Raw genomic sequence first — 19,040 nt, 5'->3', positions numbered from 1 at the left:
ACGACATGCTGACCTCACTGACCACTACCCGTGCGGCGCGCGGCTGGACGGCGATGCTTGCCGGCGCCGCTGTCGGAGCCGCAGGCATCCTGACCCCCGCCGTGGCCGATTCGATTTCCAGCGCGCCCCTCGATGAGCTGGTGCCGGCCGCGTCCGCCCCGATGTCCGCCGAGGCGTCCGAAGAGGACACCGGTTCGCGGTTCACCGTCGCGGTGCTCCCCGACACACAGTTCTACTCGCGCTACTCCGCGGACCAGTTCTTCCCCAAGTACGGGACCGACCCTTTCGAGGTCCAGACCGCGTGGGTTGCCGAGCATGACGAGGAGCTCAACACCGCCTTCGCCCTGCACTTGGGAGACGTCGTCGACCAACAGGGCGTCGCCGCTGAGTGGACGGCAGCGGACCGTGCCATCTCACGTCTCGAGGACGGCGGGGTCGACTTCTCGATTCTGCCCGGCAACCATGACGTCGCCAACATGGGCGTGCGTAGCTCCGAGGCCAACGCCGCGAACTACCTCACTCACTTCCCCGCCAGTCGTGTTGATGACGGCGCGACGTGGGTCGCCTCCTACCAGAACGGATACTCGAATGCCTACGTGTTCGAGGCCGAAGGCCAGGAGTTCCTGGTGCTGGCGCTGGGCTGGCTCGCATCGGCCGATACCTGGGACTGGGCGCAGGGCGTGCTCGACGCTCACCCGACCTTGCCGACCATCCTGACCGGTCACGCGATCGTCGACGTCGACAAGTCGACAGGTGCCGCGGCCGATTTCTGGTTCGGGCAGGAGATGTGGGAGGAGCTGATCCGTGCCAATGATCAGATCTTCGTCACGCTGAGCGGCCACTTCCATGGACAGACCCGCCGGGTGCTCGTCAACGACGCCGGCAACGACGTGCACCAGCTGCTGCTCGATTCGCAGATGGCCGCCGATGGTGGCAACGGGATCATGGGGATGATGGAGTTCGACCTCGACGCAGGAGTCATCGACTTCGCCACCATCTCGCCCTGGGTGACCGTGAAGGAGGCTGCCTCGATCACACCCTCGGACACCCCGGTCTTGACCGGCGAGGATGCGGACTTCACGCTCGACATCGACTTCCAAGAACGGTTCAAGGGCTTTGCCCCTGACTTCGGTCCTGGCGACAGTGAGTGGGGCGACCTGTCGGAGCGCTCCAAGGAGATCGTGTCCGAGGGTTGGGAAGGCGGCGACGGGGGAAGCTCCCTGGTGGCCGCGGGCAGCCGCGGGGACTACGTGACCGTGGACGGCACCCTCGCCCACTGGCGGTTCGGCGCTATCGAGGAGGGTGTGCTGCCCGAGGGTGGCACAGTGCCCGATGAGACGGGCGCGAACCCCATGCACCGCCTCCCGCTCGACCAGATCAATGCGCCCGCCGAGGTCGATGACGTCACTATCACGCGTGACAACACCTCATACCTATCTGCGGACATGGGCGCGATCTGCTTCGACGAGACGTCGCGCCAGACCGGCCGCTTGAACTACATCACCACCGACTACGAGGTGCCTGTCACCAAGGCAGAGTTCGAGGATGGCTACACCGTCGAGTCGTTCGTGTACCTCTCCGAGGAGTGGAACGTGGACGACAACCAATGGGGTGGCTGGCTCACCCGCACCGGACGCCGCTCGACGTTGCCCATCACTTGGGAGCGCTACGACTACGAGATGGGTCCGGCGTTCTTCTCGGTGTCGAACCTGCGCGAGATGCAGTGGGGCACGTCCGAGGGGACGCCGTGGTCGAACACCACGTCGCTGTGGTCGGGCGAGATCATGACCGGCAACTGGTACCACGTGGCCGTCGTCAACGACCCGGCTGCGCACACGACGATCATGTACGTGGACGGGGTGCCTGTGCTCCGCAACGCCGTCGACCACGACGGCATGACCTTCAACGACGGCTATCCGTGGGTCATCGGATCCAACTGGAACTACGACGAGGCCAACAACGGCTGGAACGGCTGCGTGGGCGAGACCCGTATCGTCGACCACGCGCTGGACACCTCCGAGTTCCTCATCCAGCGAGTCGACATCGACGCGGGCGGAGACAACCTGTCCGTGACGGATGCGCCCGAGGGCGAGCTGGCCTCCGACACCGAGGTGGCTTCGCTCGCGGGCACCGGCTATCCCGGTGCCGAGGTACGAGTGGCGGACGGCGCTCAGGCGCTCGCCAGCACGACGGTTGACCGCGAGGGCGACTGGACCGTCACGTTCGACGAGCCCATCGAGGGGGAGGGGTCGTACGAGCTATCCGTGACCCAGGCGCTCGGCACCCGAGACGGAATCCCGGCCACGGTCGCGTTCACGATCGCGAGCGCGCCGCTTCCTGTCGAATTCGCCGACGTCTCGGACCAGGCCGGTTCGTCCTCGTACAACGAGCACCACGCGGCCATTGCGTGGATGGCAGCTCAGGGGATCAGCACGGGTTGGGACATCGACGGCACCGCAGAGTTCCGGCCCTACGCCAACGCCACCAGGGACGCGATTGCGGCGTTCCTGTATCGCGCGGCTGGAGAGCCTGCGGTGGAGGACGAGGCGAAGGCGCTGTCCGCGTTCTCTGACGTGTCCGCCGACCCGCGCGACTCGCATTACAGCGAGCACCACGCAGCCATCGCGTGGATGGTCGAACAGGGGATCACGACGGGATGGAGCGACGGCACGTTCCGCCCCTTCGAGCCCGTGACTCGCGACGCGATCGCCGCGTTCCTGCATCGCTCCCAAGGTGAGCCGGCGGTGACGGATGAGGAGGCGGCTTTGAAGGAGCTCTCCGACGTGTCCACCACGTCGAATGAGCACCACGCGGCCATCGCGTGGATGGTCGAGGAGGGGGTCACGACAGGGTGGAGCGACGGGACCTACCGTCCGTTCCGACCAGTGACGCGTGACGCGATCGCCGCTTTCCTGTACCGCGTGCACGGCTGATCACTTCACGACGGCCCCGGTGCTTCCTGATGGAGGCGTCGGGGCCGTTGGGCGTCCCCAGGCAAAAGCGCGCCCGCGTCGCCCACCCTGCCCGCGCATCGGCAATGCGCTGGGGACGATACGGCGCGAGCCTGGGCTCAGCCGCAGACCGCGGCACGAGTCGAGGAGGAAGCATGAAGGATCTGACCATGACGGTGACCGGATGGGTCGCCACCGACCCCAGATACGTGGTGACGCGAGACGGCGAGGGCATGCCGATGTGCACCTTCCGATTGGCGCAGACGTCCCGGTACTTCGATCGCAACGCCAACACGTGGACCGACGCCAACACCGAGTGGTTCACGGTGCGCGTGTTCCGTGACAGCGCGCGGCTCGTCGCCGAGTCGGTGCGCACTGGCCAGCCGGTGATCGTCGAGGGACGGCTGCGCACCAACGAGTGGACCGATGCCCAGAAGGTGACGCATTGGGGGCTGCAGATCGACGCGACGTGCGTCGGCCACGACCTGACCAAGGGCATCGCGTCCTTCACGCGGGCGACGGTCACTGGCGGCGACGAGGAGCCGGCCGGCGAGGGGACCGAACCGGTCGAGGATGTCGACGAGGGGCTGGACGACGACATCGCGCCCGGCGACATCGCTCCGGGCGACGGGGACGAGGACGACGTCGAAGAGGCCGACGAGCGGCCGGCCGCCTTGGTGTGACCGGACAGCCCGCGCGCCGGCCACCCCTCGCCGGCGTGCGGGTCTCTGCCTCACATCCCAGCGGGGGTTCCGTGAGACCGACAGCCCATACCGCGTAGGCTGGGATCGGTATGTCAGCAGGCGCATTGGCGCCGCCCCACAACCTCACGGAGTAGCAGTGGCAGAGTTCATCTACACGATGTACAAGACGCGCAAGGCGCACGGCGACAAGGTCATCCTCGATGACGTCACGATGTCGTTCTACCCGGGCGCGAAGATCGGCATGGTCGGCCCCAACGGCGCCGGCAAGTCGACGATCCTCAAGATCATGGCGGGTCTCGAGCAGCCCTCCAACGGAGAGGCGAAGCTGAGCGCCGGGTACTCGGTGGGCATTCTGCTGCAGGAGCCGCCGCTGAATGAAGAGAAGACCGTCCTCGGCAACGTCGAAGAGGGTGTCGCCGAGATCAAGGGCAAGCTCGACCGCTTCAACGCGATCTCTGAAGAGATGGCGAACCCGGACGCGGATTACGACACCCTGCTGACCGAGATGGGAACGCTCCAGGAGGAGCTCGACCACGCCGACGCGTGGGACCTCGACAGCCAGCTCGAGCAGGCGATGGACGCCCTGCGCTGCCCGCCGCCCGATGCTGACGTGACCGTGCTTTCCGGTGGTGAGCGCAGGCGTGTCGCGCTGTGCAAGCTGCTGCTGGAGAAGCCAGACCTGCTGCTGCTCGACGAGCCCACCAACCACCTGGACGCCGAGTCGGTGCTGTGGCTCGAGCAGCACCTCGCCAAGTACTCGGGCGCAGTCATGGCCGTGACGCACGACCGGTACTTCCTCGATCATGTGGCGCAGTGGATCTGTGAGGTCGACCGCGGCCGTCTCTACCCCTATGAGGGCAATTACTCCGTCTATCTCGAGAAGAAGCAGGAGCGCCTGGCGGTTCAGGGCAAGAAGGACGCCAAGCTCTCCAAGCGCCTCAAGGAAGAGCTCGAGTGGGTGCGCTCGAACGCCAAGGGCAAGCGCACCAAGTCCAAGGCACGTTTGGGCCGCTACGAGGAGATGGCAGCGGAGGCCGACCGCACCAAGAAGCTCGACTTCGAAGAGATTCAGATTCCCCCGGGCCCGCGTCTGGGCAACGTAGTGTTGGAGGCCACGAACCTGAAGAAGGGGTTCGGGGACCGTACGCTCATCGATGGGTTGTCGTTCTCGCTGCCACGCAACGGCATCGTCGGCGTGATCGGTCCCAACGGCGTGGGAAAGACCACGCTGTTCAAGACCATCGTCGGCCTGGAGCCGCTGGACGAGGGCGATTTGAAGATCGGCGACACGGTGAAGGTCAGCTATGTGGACCAGAGCCGCGGCGGCATCGACCCGACGAAGTCCCTCTTCGAGGTCGTCTCAGACGGTCTGGACTACATCCAGGTCGGCAACGTCGAGATGCCTTCGCGTGCGTATGTGGGTGCATTCGGCTTCAAGGGCCCCGACCAGCAGAAGGCCGCCGGAGTGCTGTCCGGTGGAGAGCGCAACCGGCTGAACTTGGCTCTTACGCTCAAGGAGGGCGGCAACGTCCTGCTTCTCGACGAGCCGACCAACGACCTGGATGTCGAGACTCTCGGTTCGCTGGAGAACGCGCTGCTGGAGTTTCCGGGTTGCGCCGTGGTGGTGTCGCACGACCGGTGGTTCCTCGACCGTGTCACGACGCACATCCTCGCTTATGAGGGCACCGACGAGAACCCGGCGAATTGGTACTGGTTCGAGGGCAACTTCGAGGAGTACGAGGCCAACAAGGTCGACCGCCTGGGCGCCGACGCGGCCCGCCCGCACCGTGTGACGTACCGCAAGCTCACGCGCGACTAGCGTGTCTCGACAGCCCCCGGTACCTGCTGGTGCCGGGGGCTTCGTCGTCCCCGCTACACCCTGTCCGGCACTCATTGTCGCCTGTGGGATGTTTGGACTCGCCGTCCGGCACTCACTGACCCCTACTCCGCCTTAGCGTCGCTGTGGTGAGTGGCTGTCGGTTTCCGGTGCTCGGCGCGTGCTGGCGGGCCCTGGATGTCGTGTGGCCGCTACCGTGGCGCCATGAGCCGCATCCACGTCCCCATCTCGCTGCGCTGGTCCGATCCCGACGCCGTACGGACACGTGAACAATGCGGAGATGCTGAGGCTTCTCGAGGAAGCGCGCATCCGCGTCTTCTGGGCCGATGCGGCCGCGGAGGAGGGCGACGACGTCGCCTCCACAGCGGTCATCCACGGCGGCCCAGGGGCGGACACCATCACCCTCATCGCTGGATAGCAGATCGAGTACCTCGCACCCGTGCCGTTCCTGCGCCGCCCCCTCGACGTGCAGCTGTGGATCGGCCGGCTCGGGGGAGCGAGCATCGAGATCTGCTACGAAGTGTTCTCGCCGCTCGGGGGAGCGGAGCAGCAGGTCTTTGCGCGGGCGTCGACGACGCTGGTGCTGATCGACGCGGCTTCCGAGCGGCCGCGCCGGCTGAACGACGCCGAGCGAGCGGCCTGGGCTCCACACGTTGAGGAGCCTGTGCAGTTCCGCAAGCGCTGATCCGAGGTCAGGGCCTAGCGACACTCACGGTCCGCCTGCACATTCGCTAACCCCTCCGAACCGACACTGACCGCCGATGGGCGCGCTAAGGAGGGACAGGGGGACAGTGGGTCGCGAACGCGTCAGACCGACAGTGAGTGCCGGACAGGGGGTCGCGAACGCGTCAGACCGACAATGAGTGCCGGACAGGGAGGGGTGGGGACGCAGAAGCGCCGGCCACCCCGAGGGGCAGCCGGCGCTCTTGATGAAGCAGGTGAGACTTACGCGGTGAGCGAGTCGACCCACTCCTGGTTCGCGGCGATCCAGTCGGCCACAACCTGCTCGTAGTCGCCCTCGTCAGCGGCGTTCAACTCGTTCTCGAGGTCGTACAGCGCCTCGGAGTCCATCGTGAAGTTGCTGAACCACTCGGCGACCTGCGGGAAGTCCTCGGTGATGCCGGTGCGACCGTAGGTCACGATCTCCTCGGCCTCGCCCATGGCGCCCTCAGGGTCCTCGAGGTTCTTGATGTCGTATGCGCCGTAGGCCCAGTGCGGCTCCCACAGCGTCACGACGATGTTCTCGTCGTTCTCGAGTGCGGTCTCCAGCTCCTGGAGCATGGCCGGCGTCGAGGAGGTGATGAACTCCATGCCCTCGAGGCCGTAGGTCGGAATGGCCGAATCCTGCGTGGTCGAGGTCAGACCGGCGCCGGGCTCGATGCCGACGATGCGGTTGTCGAACTCGTCGGCGTTCTCGGCAAGCTCAGCGAGCGAGTCGATCGGCGCGTCCGAGTTCACGGCGATGGTGAGCGCGGCAGAGTCGAACCAAGCGCCGAGCTCCTCCATGTCGTCACCGAACTCCTCGATGTAGGCCTCGTGAGTGAGGGGCAGCCACACGTCGGTCACGATGTCGTAGTCGCCATCCGCGACGCCCTGGAAGACGACGGCGGGGTCGGCGTACTCGAGCTCGACGTTGTAGCCCTCATCCTCGAGCACGGCCTCCCACAGCAGGGAGGTCGCGAGCGACTCGTCCCAGCCGTTGAAGACGGCCAGGGTGAGGTCGCCGCCTGCCTCAGGAGCATCCGAGGTCTCGCCTGCGGCGGTGGTCTCGTCGGTGGGCTCCTCGGTGGCCTCGTCGTCGGCCGACGCGCAGCCGGCGAGAACCAGGCCCGAAGCTGCAGTCACCGCGAAAGCGGCAGAAGTGCGCTTGAACATGTTTTTCCTTTCCCGGCGTGCGGTGTCTCCGCCGCCGTGAGCATCCCTGGCCGTGTGAGACGGCCCGATGCGCGCAACCGTGGGTGACGGTCGCGAGGTCTTGTCGGTTGCGTCGGCCTCTCGCCGATGCGGGGGTTGAGTCAGATTGCGGTGCCAGGCTCGCGCACGGCGCCGCGGTCGATGGCCTGCTGGGCGTCGAGACGCGCCTGCTCGTCTGCGGCCTTCTTGTCCTTGCGGAGTTTGGCCAACCGGGAGTAAAGCCCCATGCGCTGGCCGAAGGAGGCCGTGAACCGATCGAGCAGGATCGCGAGGATGACCACGGAGAGGCCGGCTTCGAATCCAAGCCCCACGTCCAGCGCCGAGATTGCCTGCGCGACGTCGCCACCCAAGCCACCTGCGCCGACGAGGCCCGCGATGACCACCATGGACAGCGACAACATGATGATCTGATTGATTCCCGCCATGATCGACGGCATCGCGAGAGGTATCTGAATCTGGCGCAGGATGCGGCGCGGGGAGGCGCCGAAGGCCTGGCCGGCCTCCACCACTTCCTTGTCGACGCCGCGGATGCCCAGCTCGGTCAGTCGGACCCCGGGTGCCAGCGCGAACACTAGCGTGGCGAAGATGCCGGGGGCGACGCCGATGCGGAACAGCGCGAGGGCGGGGATCAGGTAGACGAATGCTGGCAAGGTCTGGAGGAAGTCCATGATCGGCTTCAGGATGGCCGAGACGGTGTCGTTACGTGCCGCCCAGATCCCGAGCGGGATCGAAATGGCGACGGCCAACAGTGCGGCCACGATGACGAGCGCGAGAGAATCGACCGCGTTGTCCCACTGGTTCACGCTGACGATGAACAGCAGCCCGAGGGCGGCGCCGATCGCGAACTTCCACCCACGAGCGAGCAGAGCCAGCGCCGTGATGACCGCGATGACGATCCACTCCGACGGAGTGGCGAACACGAAGTCGACAGCGTCGAACATCCAGATGAACATCTGGCGCAACGCCTCGAACAACCAGGGCAGCGTGGCTTCGATCCACTCGAAGAAGGCGTCGATCCAGTTGCCTGCGGGGAGACGGAATTCCATCACACACCTCCCATCGTCGTGGTCGAGCCGAGGGCCTTATCGACCACCTCGGTCGGTATCGGATCCACGCGCGGGATCGCACTGCTCGCGGCCTCGGGCTCTCCGCCCAGCGTGGCCAGCAGGGTCACCCGCGGGATCACTCCCACGAGCCGATCGCGCTCGTCGGTCACCGCCAGTGGTAGCGCGGCCTCGAGGGAAGGAATGAACAGGTCCGCCAGGGCGGTGTCCTTCTGGACGGCGCCGTGGTCCGTCTGGATGGCGGGGGTGAGGGACTTCTCACCCTTGCGCACCAGATCCAGCACGTCACGATCGCGGACCCAGCCCACGAGGGAGCGGTCGCGCTTGGTCACGTAGGCGGCGGACATCTGCTCGTCGCGCATGGTGGCGAGTGCCGCGTGTGGTCCGCCGCTCTCGTGGATCACCACGCGGGGCTTGCGCATCACGGACTCGGCGGTCAGCACCTTGGTGCGATCCACGTCCTGCACGAACTGCTCGACGTACTCGTTGGCGGGGTTCGTGAGGATGTCCTCGGGTGAGCCGATCTGCACGATCCGGCCGTCGCGCATCACTGCGATGCGGTCGCCGATGTACATGGCCTCGTTGAGGTCGTGGGTGATGAAGACGATGGTCTTGTTCAGTTCGGCCTGCAGCTCGAGAAGCTGGTCCTGCATCTCGCGGCGGATCAGCGGGTCGAGAGCGGAGAAGGCCTCATCCATGAGCAGCACGTCGGTGTCTGCGGCGAGGGCGCGGGCGAGGCCGACGCGCTGCTGCATGCCACCGGAGAGCTCCGAGGGGTGCTTCTCCTCCCAGCCGGCGAGTCCGACGACCTTGGTGATCTCAGCGGCGCGAGCCAGCCGTTCGTCCTTCGACTTGCCCTGGATCTCGAGTCCGTACGCGACGTTGTCGATCACCGTGCGGTGGGGCAGGAGAGCGAAGTGCTGGAACACCATCGACACGCGGTGGCGACGCAGGTCGCGCAGCTGTGAGGTGCTCGCACCCGTCACGGAGTCGCCGCCGATCTCCACTGAACCTGCCGTGGCAGTGAACAGTCCGTTGAGCATGCGAATAAGGGTGGATTTGCCGGAGCCGGAGAGCCCCATGACCACGAAGATCTCGCCGCGCTTCACCTCAAAGGAGGCGTCGATGACGGCGGCGGTCGCGCCGCCGAGGTCGTCGCGGGAAGAGCCGTCGCGAAGGCGGCGCACTGCGTCATCGGCGTTCCGGCCGAAGACCTTGTACAGTCCGTCAGCGCTCAATGCGATGCTGTCGTTCACTGGTTACCTCAGCTCCCCGTGCGTTGTCGGTGACACGGGAGTAGATTGCGGTCCCTTTTGTGACGAGGAGGCTCGCAGCCGTCTTACGGCAGTCACGGGCCCGCATGGCTTCGACGAGGTGCCGCCGCCATTGCTCGCCACCACGGCGCGCTCCACGATTGGGCGCAGCCACGAGGCCTGGGCTTGTCATTGGCGCTTCGGTCGTGACTGACGCGGACCCCGAAACGGCTACTTGACGCTATCAACCCCGCCGGGGCAACTCAAGTGCCTGGTGCGAGAAGGGTGCCATCGTGACGGGGCGGGCTTAGAGAAGGCCCTGGTAGCTCGCAGTTGAAGCGTCAAGTGTCACGGTTTGGTAAAGGCCGCGTTTTCTCAGACTCAAGTGATGGGTCCAGGGGTGCAACGAGCCCATTCGAGACAAGATCGTCGACGCTCTCGTAGGTCGAAGTCGCCGGTCCGACGAAATCCACGGAGTCGATCTCGGAGTATGCAGAGTACTCCGCGGTATGGCGCGCGACATTGCCTGGATCGGTGAACTTCGACGCGTTGATCGACGTGAACTTGAAGTGGAGCAGCGCGCCCTCGAGGTGCTCTGACTGACGGTTGAGCGCGCGAGGCACGAGCCGGTGCGACGACTGTGCGAGCGCATACCAACGCTTCCAGCGCACGAGCGGGGTCTTGTTGAGCGCCGGGCCGTCGTGGATGTCGTCGAAGAACAGCCGTGCGCGGGGCCCTCCCTTGATCCACGTGGTGAGGGACACGGGGTCGAAGAAACCCTGATAGCCCGCGGTGTCGTAGAGAGAACAGGTGTCGAGCGGATCGGCTCCGGGCTCGACGATGTTGCCCGATGCGGGCCGGTCGCTGTACACGTCGAGCAAGAGGGTGTGGAGAGAGCGCCGGCCCTGGCGCTCGAGGGCGTCGCACACCTCCGGCAGGTTCCGTGATGGCCCCGCCACCACGAGCATCTCGTCGGCGTCCACGTAGAGCACCCACTTGCCGTGGCAGTGCCGTCCGGCGACGTGATTGATCCAGTCGTTGCCGTAGCGCGCGCTCCCGTACGCCCCATGCGCCGCATAGACCGTCACGTCCTCGTGATCCATGAGGTAGTCCTGCAGCCCGTCCGTCGATTCATTGTCGATGACGATGAAGTGCTCGACTCCCGCGCGGCGGTAGTAGTCGATCAGGTACGGGAAGCGGGGCGCCTCGTTCTGCGCGACGATGACCGCGACCAGGCGGGCGTGCGCGAGGGATGGCCGGATGCGCACCGCGCTCACTTCGCGGGCCTTCCAGAACCGTCGCACCGTCGCCGCTGAGAATTCGACCACCCCATGGCGCACGATCTGGGCCCAGCTCGCCGAGACGCGTTCGTGCGCGTCCGTCTGCAACTGTCCCCCCATGCCGATCAATGTACGGGTCGCCTCCGGGGCTCGCCAAGGGGCCCATCGTGGGCGGGCGCCGCGTCCGCTCTCGACCAAGTGGCGTGCGCTCGATAATGTGGGCTCACGGGTGCGCTCCGGGCGCGCCACGTGCACCGCCTGAGTGGGGGACCGGGAGGTAGGCGCTCGTGCATCCAATCGTCTTCGTTAGCCCGTTCTCGAACACCGAGAACCCGTACATCGCGCGCCAGCAGGAGGTGCTGCGTGGACTCGGCTGTGAAGTCCGACCGTTGTCGCTCGGGGCGCTACTCAAGGGGCGATGCTGGGGGCTGACCAACTCTCGCAACGTGGTGCTCGTCCACTGGCTCGAGAACAGGCTGTTCAAGAAGGGGAAGGCGCAGCGCCGAGTCAGCGTTCTTGGCGCCGCTCAGTTCGCGGTCTACGTGGTCACGCTCGCTCTCGCCCGCGCGCGAGTGGTCTACGTGGTCCACGATCACGATGTGCACGACGTCAAGGACTCCTTGCGATGGCTGTCCACCCGAGCCATTCGCCTCCTGCGCCGCGTCGCTGACTCGCGCGTGGTCCACGATCCGAGTTTCGCCGCCCGGTACGGCGCGACGTATCTGCCGCACCCGCTGTACGCGGAGCCCACCGGCTCGCCGCCTCTGTCCTCGCACAGCGTGCCTTCCATCGCCGCGATGGGAGCGATCCGCCCTTACAAGTGCCTCGATGCCGTGCTTGAGGGCTGGCCGCCTGACGTGCCGCTGCTGATCGCGGGAACCGGGGATCCCGCCTACATCGCCAGGCTGCGCGCCATCGTCGCGAGGCGCGCTCTGGAAGGCGCCGTCACCATCGACGACCGCTTTCTCAGCGACGACGAGTTCTTCGCGACCCTCGGCGCGCGAGACGTGCTGCTCCTGCCTCATCGAGCGGGGGCAAACCTCGTGAGCGGCGCCTTCTTCGCCGGCGTGGGGCACGTGCGACTGGTGCTCGCGCGCGAGACTCCGTTCATCGCGTGGGCACAGCGGCGCATGACTGGCATCGTGTCATTCGCGGACGATGCGGACATCGGCCCGCGCGTGAACGAGCTGGCACGCGAGTGGTCGACCATGCGTACGGTCGACCTGACGCCCCAGGCGATTGCCGAGTTCGGCGATGCTGCATGCCGCGAGGCGTACGGGCGCTTCCTCGGAGTCACCATCGAGGGGCCAGACCCGGCCACTGCTCATGCCGCGCGAAGCGAGGAGGTCTGACGTGGTCGAGCACCTGTCGGGATATCAGGATCGGGACTGGGAGATCGTCGACTACCGGCTGTACCAGGACCATCGATCCGGTCTGTGGTTTCGGGGACCCGAGCCGGCAGCATTGAGGCCGGGCCAGTACATCGTCTGCCTGGGTGCCGCGCAGACCTTTGGCTGTTTCTGCGAGCGGCCCTACCCCGCGCTGCTCGAGGAGCAGTGGGGCATGCCGGTCGTCAACCTCGGCTACGGGGGCGCCGGGCCGCGATTCTTCACACGTCATCCCGAGCTGCTCGCCGTCATCAACGATGCCGCGCTGGTGGTGGTCCAGGTGATGTCCGCGCGCAGCGAGGACAACTCGCGCTTCGCCAGTGGCGGGCTCGAGTACCTCACGGACCGCTCGACGGGGGACAGGGTGGCGGCCGCGCACGCCTACGGATCGCTGCTGGCGGAGGCGGATGCACGGTTGGCGTGGTTGCCCGGTCCCGTGCGTAAGGCGGTGAGGATCGTCAAGGGACCGCCGGAGGTGAGACGTGTGCTTGCGGAGACTCGGCGCAACTGGATCGACAGCTATCGCGAGTTGTTCGCGAGCATCACGGCGCCCACCGCTCTCCTATGGATGTCGCGACGGCGACCGGGCTGGCATCGCACCGACCGAGCCCGGTGGTGGTGGCAGCGGTACGACGACGTCAACGCCATGTTCGGTGACTATCCCCAGCTCGTGAACCGGTCCATGGTGCGCGCCATCCGCCCGCTCGCTGGCGACTACGTCGACTCCACGACCCGGCGCGGATCGCCTCAGCCACTGGTCAGCCGCTTCACGGGCGCACCGGTGCGAGTGGACTTCGGCCGCGACCGTCAGGACCTTGCCGAGGAGCGCGCGGAGAACGCCTACTACCCCTCGCCCGAGATGCACGAGGACACCGCCCGCGCACTCGCCGCGCCTGTGCGCCGTGCCCTCGCCCGCGCATCGGCCGTACGAACGCTGCCCAAGACGGGAGGCGCGGTGTGAGCGAGCGCACGGAAGGCCGCCCCATCGTCGTCACCGGGTGCCCGCGCTCGGGAACCACCTGGGTGGGGTCCACGGTGGGCAGCTCTCGCGAGGTCTTCTATCTCTACGAACCGTTCAACGACGAGGCGCCGCACCCGCTGGACCTGGCAGAACGCTACGCCTACATCGACCCCGCGGCCGCGGTCGACGCGGTCCCCGATGTCTCCGCGTTGGTGCAGATGGGAAGGCTGCGCGGCCGGGTGCGCGCAAGCGCCAGGGCCCTGCGACTGGGCACCGGCTTTCGCTCCGAGCTGCCCGCGCACCTGGCGGTGCACGAGGCTTCCACAGCGCCGATGCGCTACCTGAGTGCCCGGCGCACGCTCTTCAAGGATCCGCTCGCCTTCTTTGCCGCGGAATGGCTCGCGGCGCGCCACGATGCGCTCGTGGTGATGATGGTGCGGCACCCGGCGGGAATGATCAGCAGTTACCTCAAGCTGGGATGGCCCGACGAGGTCGACAGCCTGCTCCGGCAGCCCGGGCTCCGCGACCGCTTCACCGGGCCTCTTGACAAGGAGATCGCTCGACATCGTGCCAACCCCGACGATCGCCTGGGAAGTCTCATCCTGCAATGGCAGATCTTCGCGCAGGCAGCGCTGATGCTGCACGAGGAGCACCCGGACTGGCTGTATCTCTCGCACGAGAACGTGTGCAACGAGCCGATTCCCCAGTTCACCGGCCTGTTCGACTACCTCGGGCTGGACTGGACGGAGCGGATCGCGCGCAAGGTGAAGGCCGATTCCACGGCCACGCAGGTCGATCCCACGCAGCACCGCCAGCACGCGCTCCAACGCGACAGCCGAGCCGTCGCCGGAGCATGGCGGCAGCGACTCGATCCTCACGACGCGGACCGCATCGAGGCCGAGGCGGGCCCCTGGTGGGAGAGGCTCTACGGTCTCGCGTGGACTCCGCCTGCGGCGCTGCCCGAACCCCTGCGTCTCGCACGAGTGCGGTGATCACAGACGGACCCCTCCCCTCCCGCCTGGCCGCGCCAGGTGCAGGCGGCCAGGCGCGACCGCATCATGCGCGGCGGCTGACGCGGCGCACCACGTTCGTGAGCTCTGTCCAGCACCGCACCACGTCGGCGCGCCGCGGGACGAGGAAGTCGCTCACGGGCACGTGCATGACGCGCGCAGCGGTGACGACCGCGAAGGCGGTGAGCGCGGTGGTGCTGGCGATTCCGGCCCACGCGGCTCCCACTGCACCGTAGGTCGGCACCAGCAGCAGGAACGCGACGACGTTCACCACCAGCGACACGATGAGAGCGGCAGATCTGAGGCCCGGCCGGCCCCACGCGCCGAGACCGCTCGACGCCATGAGGCCCGGTATCACGATGAGCGCGCACACCAGCAGCATGATCGTGGGCGCCGTCGCATCGACGAACCCCTCGCCGAACAGCGGTCCCAGCCACAGGGGGAGCGTGCCCGCCATCACGACGCATCCCGCGGCGCCGATGATGAGCGTCAGGCGCGCGGTCGTGGTGACACGTGACGGGTCCGTGGTCTTGCTGCTCACCCCGAACAGGGTTCCCTGGATCGCCATCGCCACCAGCAGCGGGACGTCCGCGATGGTGGTCGCGACGGCGTACAGGCCCAGTTGCTCGGCGTCTGACAGCGGCAGCATCAGCAGCGAGGCCAGGCGGGCGATCACCATGGTGGCAATGCCGCCCAGCCACACCACGGATCCGTACCGGAACATCGGCCCGACCACGCGTGGATCCTCCACCTCTTGGTCCTCGTCGCGAGGTGGGCGCGCGAGCAGCCCGACGTACACCAGCCCGGAGACGATGGGCATGGCGATGCCGACGATCACGGCGGTCTCGACGGTGAGCCGGTCCAGCGCGAGCAGGCCCACGAGCGCCCCGACGCGCAGAACGGTCATCGCGATCCGTTCCCACGCGACGACTCCCCACATCTGCCGGCCGACGGCAGCACCGCGCATGAGCCCGACGACGAGCGCGGGCACGTTCCAGATCGTCGCGAGCAGGATGAGGCGTGCCAACTCGGGGTCGCCGGCGGACAGGAACGGCAGCGCCCACCAGACGACGAGGACGCTCAACACGCCGAGGCCTACCGTGGCGAGCGAGCTCCACAGCAGCGCCCGCCGCGTGATGCTGGGTCGCTTGGCAAGGAAGTAGGTCAACGCCTCCGGCAAGCCGAGGGTCGCGACACCGACGATGAGCGATGCGGGCGCGAGCGCCGCCGCGAACTCTCCGCGCCCGTCGGTCCCGAGTCCCTGGGCGAGCACCGGCGCGGTGACCAGACCGCCCAGGGGGACGAGCATGCTCGTTGCGGTCATCATCAGCGTGGCCCGCCGGTAGCTCGGCCCCGCCTGCGATGTGGTGGTCACGAGATTCTCTCCTCCCCTCGGCGTGGATCGCTCGAGCCGGTGACCCACGCCAGCGCGAGGAGCGGAATAGACTGCTGGCACGACGGACTGCGACGCTCCTCGGGGCGCCCGGACGCGGTCCGTTCACCATCGAGGGGGGCCCGATGCGTCGACTGAGTGTCGTCATGCCGAACTTCAACTACGAGGCGTTCGTGGGGGCGGCCATCGACAGCGCCTTGGCGGTCCGCTGGCCGGATGTCGAGGTGGTGGTGGTCGACGACGGCTCCACCGACGGCTCGCGAGACGTCATCGAGAGCTACGGCACCCGCATCACCGCGATCTTCCAGGACAACGCCGGTCCGCGCGTCGCGTGCAACACGGGCTTCGCCGCCTCGACGGGCGACGTGGTGATCTTCCTGGACTCCGACGACGTGCTGGAGCCTTCGGTTGCTCAGCACATCGCCGATGCGTGGGGGCCGGGCATCAGCAAGGTTCAGTTTCCGATGACTCGCATCGACAGGCACGGCAATCCCGCCGGTGGCGTGTTCCCCGCCTTCGACCGTGTGCCGACGCCGGACCAGATCCGCACGTGGATGCGCGCCACGAGCGCCTACCCCACGCCCCCAGGCTCCGGCAACGCGTACTCGCGCGAGTTCCTCGAGCGGCTCTTCCCGCTGGACGGCCGGTGCGGTGAGGACACCGACTCCTCGACCCTCGCCGCCGCGCCGTTTCTCGGCGACGTCGTCACGCTGTCCACGCCCCTGGTGCGCTACCGACAGCACGGCGAGAACCGCAGCTTCCTGCTCTCGGACGAGGGCCGGTTCGCGCAGCAGATCGATCAGGCCTATCGACGTCACCTGTTTGCTCTCGAGGTCTCGGGGTCCGAGCTGGACGATCTGCGGCCCCTTTTCCGGGGGCGCCACCTTCTGCAGCTGCGCGTCGCTCATCGTCGGCTCCGCCCGCACGAGCGACCGATCCCGACGGACTCCGCCTGGCGGATGTTCCGCAATGCGCTCAGCGCGCCGTTCGCGCCCGGCCCCGAGGGCATCGCGCACCGGGTGATGGTGTCGGGATGGTCGCTCGCGACCCTGATGGCGCCGAGGCCGCTCGCCCGGCGTCTGATCGCCGCGCGGTTCCGGCAAGGAGGGACCGGGTTCCTTCGCCGCGCTGCGGCGGTCGCGCCCGGGTGAGTTCGGCTCGTCATGAGTACACCCGCACCCAGTCGACGTACAGGTCTGCCGTGCCGCCCGTGGGGTCGAGCATGACCGGCCAGCCGCCGTCGACGGCCAGATTGAGCATGAAGTAGTACGGAAGGTCATCCCTCAACAGTCCTTCCTCGGACTTGACGTGCTCGCCGTCGATGAAGAAGTCGGCGCCACCGGGGCGGATCTTGACGCCGAACGTGTGCCACTCGAGCGCCCAGTCGCCCTGCCCCAGGTGTTCGGAGCAGTGCGGGCCCACGCCCTCGCGCTCCACGACGGGCCAGTTGTGGAGCGTGTGGCAGGTGCTGCTGGTCTGGTGGCCGTACAACTCGACGGCGTCCACCTCGCCCGACGGGCCCTCGGGATGGATCGCGGACTCGGTGTCGAGCATCCAGAACGCGGGCCACGTGCCCCGGCCCGCCGGGCCCAGCATCCTGGCCTCGAAGTAGCCGTACTGGGCCGAGAAGCCCGAACCGCCCACCCTCGTCGAGGACAGCAGCCCGCTCGCGAACGTGCGGTCCCATCCCCACGGATCGACTCCGCCGAGCGGCTCGACGCGGATCCGCAAGCTTCCTTCGAGGGTCGCGAGGAGCTCGCGATCGCGCGCCGGATCCATGAAGACGGCACCGCCGAACTCGGATCCGCTCCCGCCAGCGGGCTTGGTTCCTGCGTAGCGGGCGCTGCGCCCGTTCCAGGTCACCGACAAGGGGTCGTCGAAGTCGTCCTCGAACTGGAGGGTCATGCCTTCGGGTGCGTGGCCGTCCGCAGGGGCGTCGACGCCGCCCGTGTTGAACAGCTGGACGTAGAGCGGGACGTCGGACCCGGGCACCTCGAGCCGGATGGCGAAGGGCCCCGAGAGCAGCTGTGACGTCTCGATCTCCAGCCTGGCGAGGCCGTCGTCACCCACGACCATCCTCTCGATCTCCTCGATCCCCTCGCCGTCGCCGTCGGACACCCACGCAGAGGCCGTCAGTAGCTGGCCGGCGGGCCCGCTGACGACGACCGTGGCCTCCGGCCCCACCTGGGCGCCCGGAGCGGGGCACACCAGGGCAAGGGCCGAGTCCTGTGGCTGGCCGATTGGCGTGCCGGTGCTCCCGCAGTCCTGCGGAGCCGGTGGCGCGACCTCGACGCCCTCCTCCGCCGGCCACGACGGGGGAGTGGTGCCGGGGCCGTAGACCGCGAACTCGGCCACCGCCATGGCGGTCGACTCCAACTCGAGCCTCACCCACGACACCGTGCGGGGCGTAAACGCCACCGTGGTGACCGGCTGCACTCCGGGGCCGATCCCGGCCACCGGCACCGAGCTGCCGTCGCTGAACACCAGGGTCGCCGGCGTGGACAAGCCGTACACCCCTCCGGCGACCTGGACGCTCGACACCGTGACCGGGCGCGGCCACGTGTGCCCGAGCCACGCCGGCGACTCCTGCGGACGCCATGTCTGCCCCACGTCACCGGCAGCGAGGTCGCCGTCCGTCACCGCTTGGTGGTCGCCCGAGCCGTCCGATCCGGTCACCGCTGACGTCTGCACCGCGTCCACGTCCTCGCCGGAGTCGTCGATCACAAATGCCCGGAGCCCGACGGAATCCGCACCTTCGGCCGCCTCAATGAACGTGAGCGTCGCCTCGCTTGCCTCGCGCTCGGGGATGTTCACCAGGACGTTGCCGCTGAGATCTGGGGTGAGGAGGACATTACTGCCGTCGTCGAAGGTCACGAGCGCCGTCACGAAGCCGTCCTCGGCCCCGTCCACACGGATGCGGTTGACCGGGGTAGGAATGTCCCACTCGAGCGTCACCCACGCCCCTTCGGTCTCGCCGTCGGAGCGCCACGTCGCTGCGCCTGACGAGGGCGACGAGGACTCGACGCCGGGGCTGGGGGCGGGAGCGACCGAGGGGACTACGCCCGGCGCCGGGGTCGGGGACGGCGCGGGCGTCGCGATGGCCGCCGTCACGAGCTCGCTCGCGCGCGTGCCCGCATCGGTCGACGAGGCTGTCACCGCGATGTCGGGCACGGACGCGGGAGCGGCACGATTGACGATCAGCACCATCGCCACGAGGGCGATGGTCACCGCCGCCGCAACGGCGGTGATGATCACGGTGCGAATCCTCATCCTGGTCCGGCCCCC

The 19,040-nt window shown here is 67.7% G+C and carries 13 protein-coding genes and 1 pseudogene; 8 read left to right on the top strand and 6 right to left on the bottom strand.

Annotated elements, in window-relative coordinates; translation table 11 throughout:
• Positions 1–5 precede the first annotated feature (5 nt).
• From ACNI3K_RS08445 to ACNI3K_RS08430, 4 genes and pseudogenes are all read left to right on the top strand, one after another.
• Positions 6–2,933: an S-layer homology domain-containing protein gene (locus ACNI3K_RS08445; protein WP_419391440.1), complete on the top strand. Its 2,928-nt coding sequence runs from the start codon at positions 6–8 to the stop codon at positions 2,931–2,933.
• Between the two features lie 173 nt (positions 2,934–3,106).
• On the top strand, positions 3,107–3,634 hold the full coding sequence (locus tag ACNI3K_RS08440) for a single-stranded DNA-binding protein (RefSeq protein WP_419391439.1): 528 nt from the start codon (positions 3,107–3,109) through the stop codon (positions 3,632–3,634).
• A 157-nt stretch (positions 3,635–3,791) separates the two neighbouring features.
• On the top strand, positions 3,792–5,474 hold the full coding sequence (ettA, locus tag ACNI3K_RS08435) for an energy-dependent translational throttle protein EttA (protein ID WP_419391438.1): 1,683 nt from the start codon (positions 3,792–3,794) through the stop codon (positions 5,472–5,474).
• A gap of 222 nt (positions 5,475–5,696) precedes the next feature.
• Positions 5,697–6,177: pseudogene (locus ACNI3K_RS08430) on the top strand (acyl-CoA thioesterase).
• 260 nt (positions 6,178–6,437) lie between these two features.
• Here ACNI3K_RS08430 and ACNI3K_RS08425 read toward each other — a convergent pair.
• From ACNI3K_RS08425 to ACNI3K_RS08410, 4 genes are all read right to left on the bottom strand, one after another.
• Complete coding sequence (locus ACNI3K_RS08425) at positions 6,438–7,367, bottom strand: glycine betaine ABC transporter substrate-binding protein (protein WP_419391437.1); 930 nt, start codon at positions 7,365–7,367, stop codon at positions 6,438–6,440.
• 140 nt (positions 7,368–7,507) lie between these two features.
• Entirely contained in the window at positions 7,508–8,452 is a 945-nt protein-coding gene (locus ACNI3K_RS08420) for an ABC transporter permease (RefSeq protein ID WP_419391436.1), read from the bottom strand.
• Positions 8,452–9,726: a quaternary amine ABC transporter ATP-binding protein gene (locus ACNI3K_RS08415; protein ID WP_419391435.1), complete on the bottom strand. Its 1,275-nt coding sequence runs from the start codon at positions 9,724–9,726 to the stop codon at positions 8,452–8,454. The genes ACNI3K_RS08420 and ACNI3K_RS08415 overlap by 1 nt, the downstream gene beginning before the upstream one ends.
• Positions 9,727–10,064: 338 nt before the next feature.
• On the bottom strand, positions 10,065–11,123 hold the full coding sequence (locus ACNI3K_RS08410) for a glycosyltransferase family 2 protein (RefSeq protein ID WP_419391434.1): 1,059 nt from the start codon (positions 11,121–11,123) through the stop codon (positions 10,065–10,067).
• Positions 11,124–11,290: 167 nt separating this feature from the next.
• On the opposite strand from ACNI3K_RS08410, the gene ACNI3K_RS08405 reads away from it, so the two are divergent.
• Genes ACNI3K_RS08405 through ACNI3K_RS08395 form a run of 3 tightly spaced genes read left to right on the top strand, consistent with a single transcriptional unit; the run spans position 11,291 to position 14,344 of the window.
• Entirely contained in the window at positions 11,291–12,355 is a 1,065-nt protein-coding gene (locus ACNI3K_RS08405; protein ID WP_419391433.1) for a glycosyltransferase family protein, read from the top strand.
• Between the two features lies 1 nt (position 12,356).
• Positions 12,357–13,352 carry a DUF6473 family protein gene (locus ACNI3K_RS08400; RefSeq protein WP_419391432.1) on the top strand — a complete coding sequence of 332 codons (996 nt, stop codon included), beginning with the start codon at positions 12,357–12,359 and terminating at the stop codon, positions 13,350–13,352.
• Positions 13,349–14,344, top strand: coding sequence for a sulfotransferase (locus ACNI3K_RS08395; protein WP_419391431.1), 996 nt, complete (start codon positions 13,349–13,351; stop codon positions 14,342–14,344). Before ACNI3K_RS08400 ends, ACNI3K_RS08395 begins: the two co-directional genes overlap by 4 nt.
• Before the next feature lie 64 nt (positions 14,345–14,408).
• On the opposite strand, the gene ACNI3K_RS08390 is transcribed toward ACNI3K_RS08395, so the two are convergent.
• Positions 14,409–15,737, bottom strand: a complete 1,329-nt coding sequence (locus tag ACNI3K_RS08390; protein ID WP_419391430.1) for an oligosaccharide flippase family protein — start codon at positions 15,735–15,737, stop codon at positions 14,409–14,411.
• Positions 15,738–15,880: 143 nt separating this feature from the next.
• Between ACNI3K_RS08390 and ACNI3K_RS08385 the strand changes: the two genes are divergently transcribed.
• The gene (locus ACNI3K_RS08385; protein ID WP_419391429.1) at positions 15,881–16,906 is read left to right on the top strand and encodes a glycosyltransferase family 2 protein; all 1,026 of its coding nucleotides are present in this window, start codon (positions 15,881–15,883) and stop codon (positions 16,904–16,906) included.
• A gap of 10 nt (positions 16,907–16,916) precedes the next feature.
• Here ACNI3K_RS08385 and ACNI3K_RS08380 read toward each other — a convergent pair whose 3' ends face one another.
• Entirely contained in the window at positions 16,917–19,025 is a 2,109-nt protein-coding gene (locus ACNI3K_RS08380) for a glycoside hydrolase family 16 protein (RefSeq protein ID WP_419391428.1), read from the bottom strand.
• Between the last annotated feature and the right edge of the window lie 15 nt (positions 19,026–19,040).

Source organism: Demequina ureilytica (assembly GCF_048553575.1).
In the GTDB taxonomy this organism is placed as follows: Bacteria; Actinomycetota; Actinomycetes; order Actinomycetales; family Demequinaceae; genus Demequina.
The sequence above is the reverse complement of the archived record's forward strand: the minus strand, read 5'-3'. Positions and strand labels throughout refer to the sequence as shown.

Coding starts and splice junctions, on each gene's coding strand:
- ACNI3K_RS08425 (WP_419391437.1), bottom strand. CDS start 7,367: ATGTTCAAGCGCACTTCTGCCGCTTTCGCGGTGACTGCAGCTTCGGGC.
- ACNI3K_RS08445 (WP_419391440.1), top strand. CDS start 6: ATGCTGACCTCACTGACCACTACCCGTGCGGCGCGCGGCTGGACGGCG.
- ACNI3K_RS08385 (WP_419391429.1), top strand. CDS start 15,881: ATGCGTCGACTGAGTGTCGTCATGCCGAACTTCAACTACGAGGCGTTC.
- ACNI3K_RS08380 (WP_419391428.1), bottom strand. CDS start 19,025: ATGAGGATTCGCACCGTGATCATCACCGCCGTTGCGGCGGCGGTGACC.
- ACNI3K_RS08410 (WP_419391434.1), bottom strand. CDS start 11,123: ATGGGGGGACAGTTGCAGACGGACGCGCACGAACGCGTCTCGGCGAGC.
- ACNI3K_RS08440 (WP_419391439.1), top strand. CDS start 3,107: ATGAAGGATCTGACCATGACGGTGACCGGATGGGTCGCCACCGACCCC.
- ACNI3K_RS08420 (WP_419391436.1), bottom strand. CDS start 8,452: ATGGAATTCCGTCTCCCCGCAGGCAACTGGATCGACGCCTTCTTCGAG.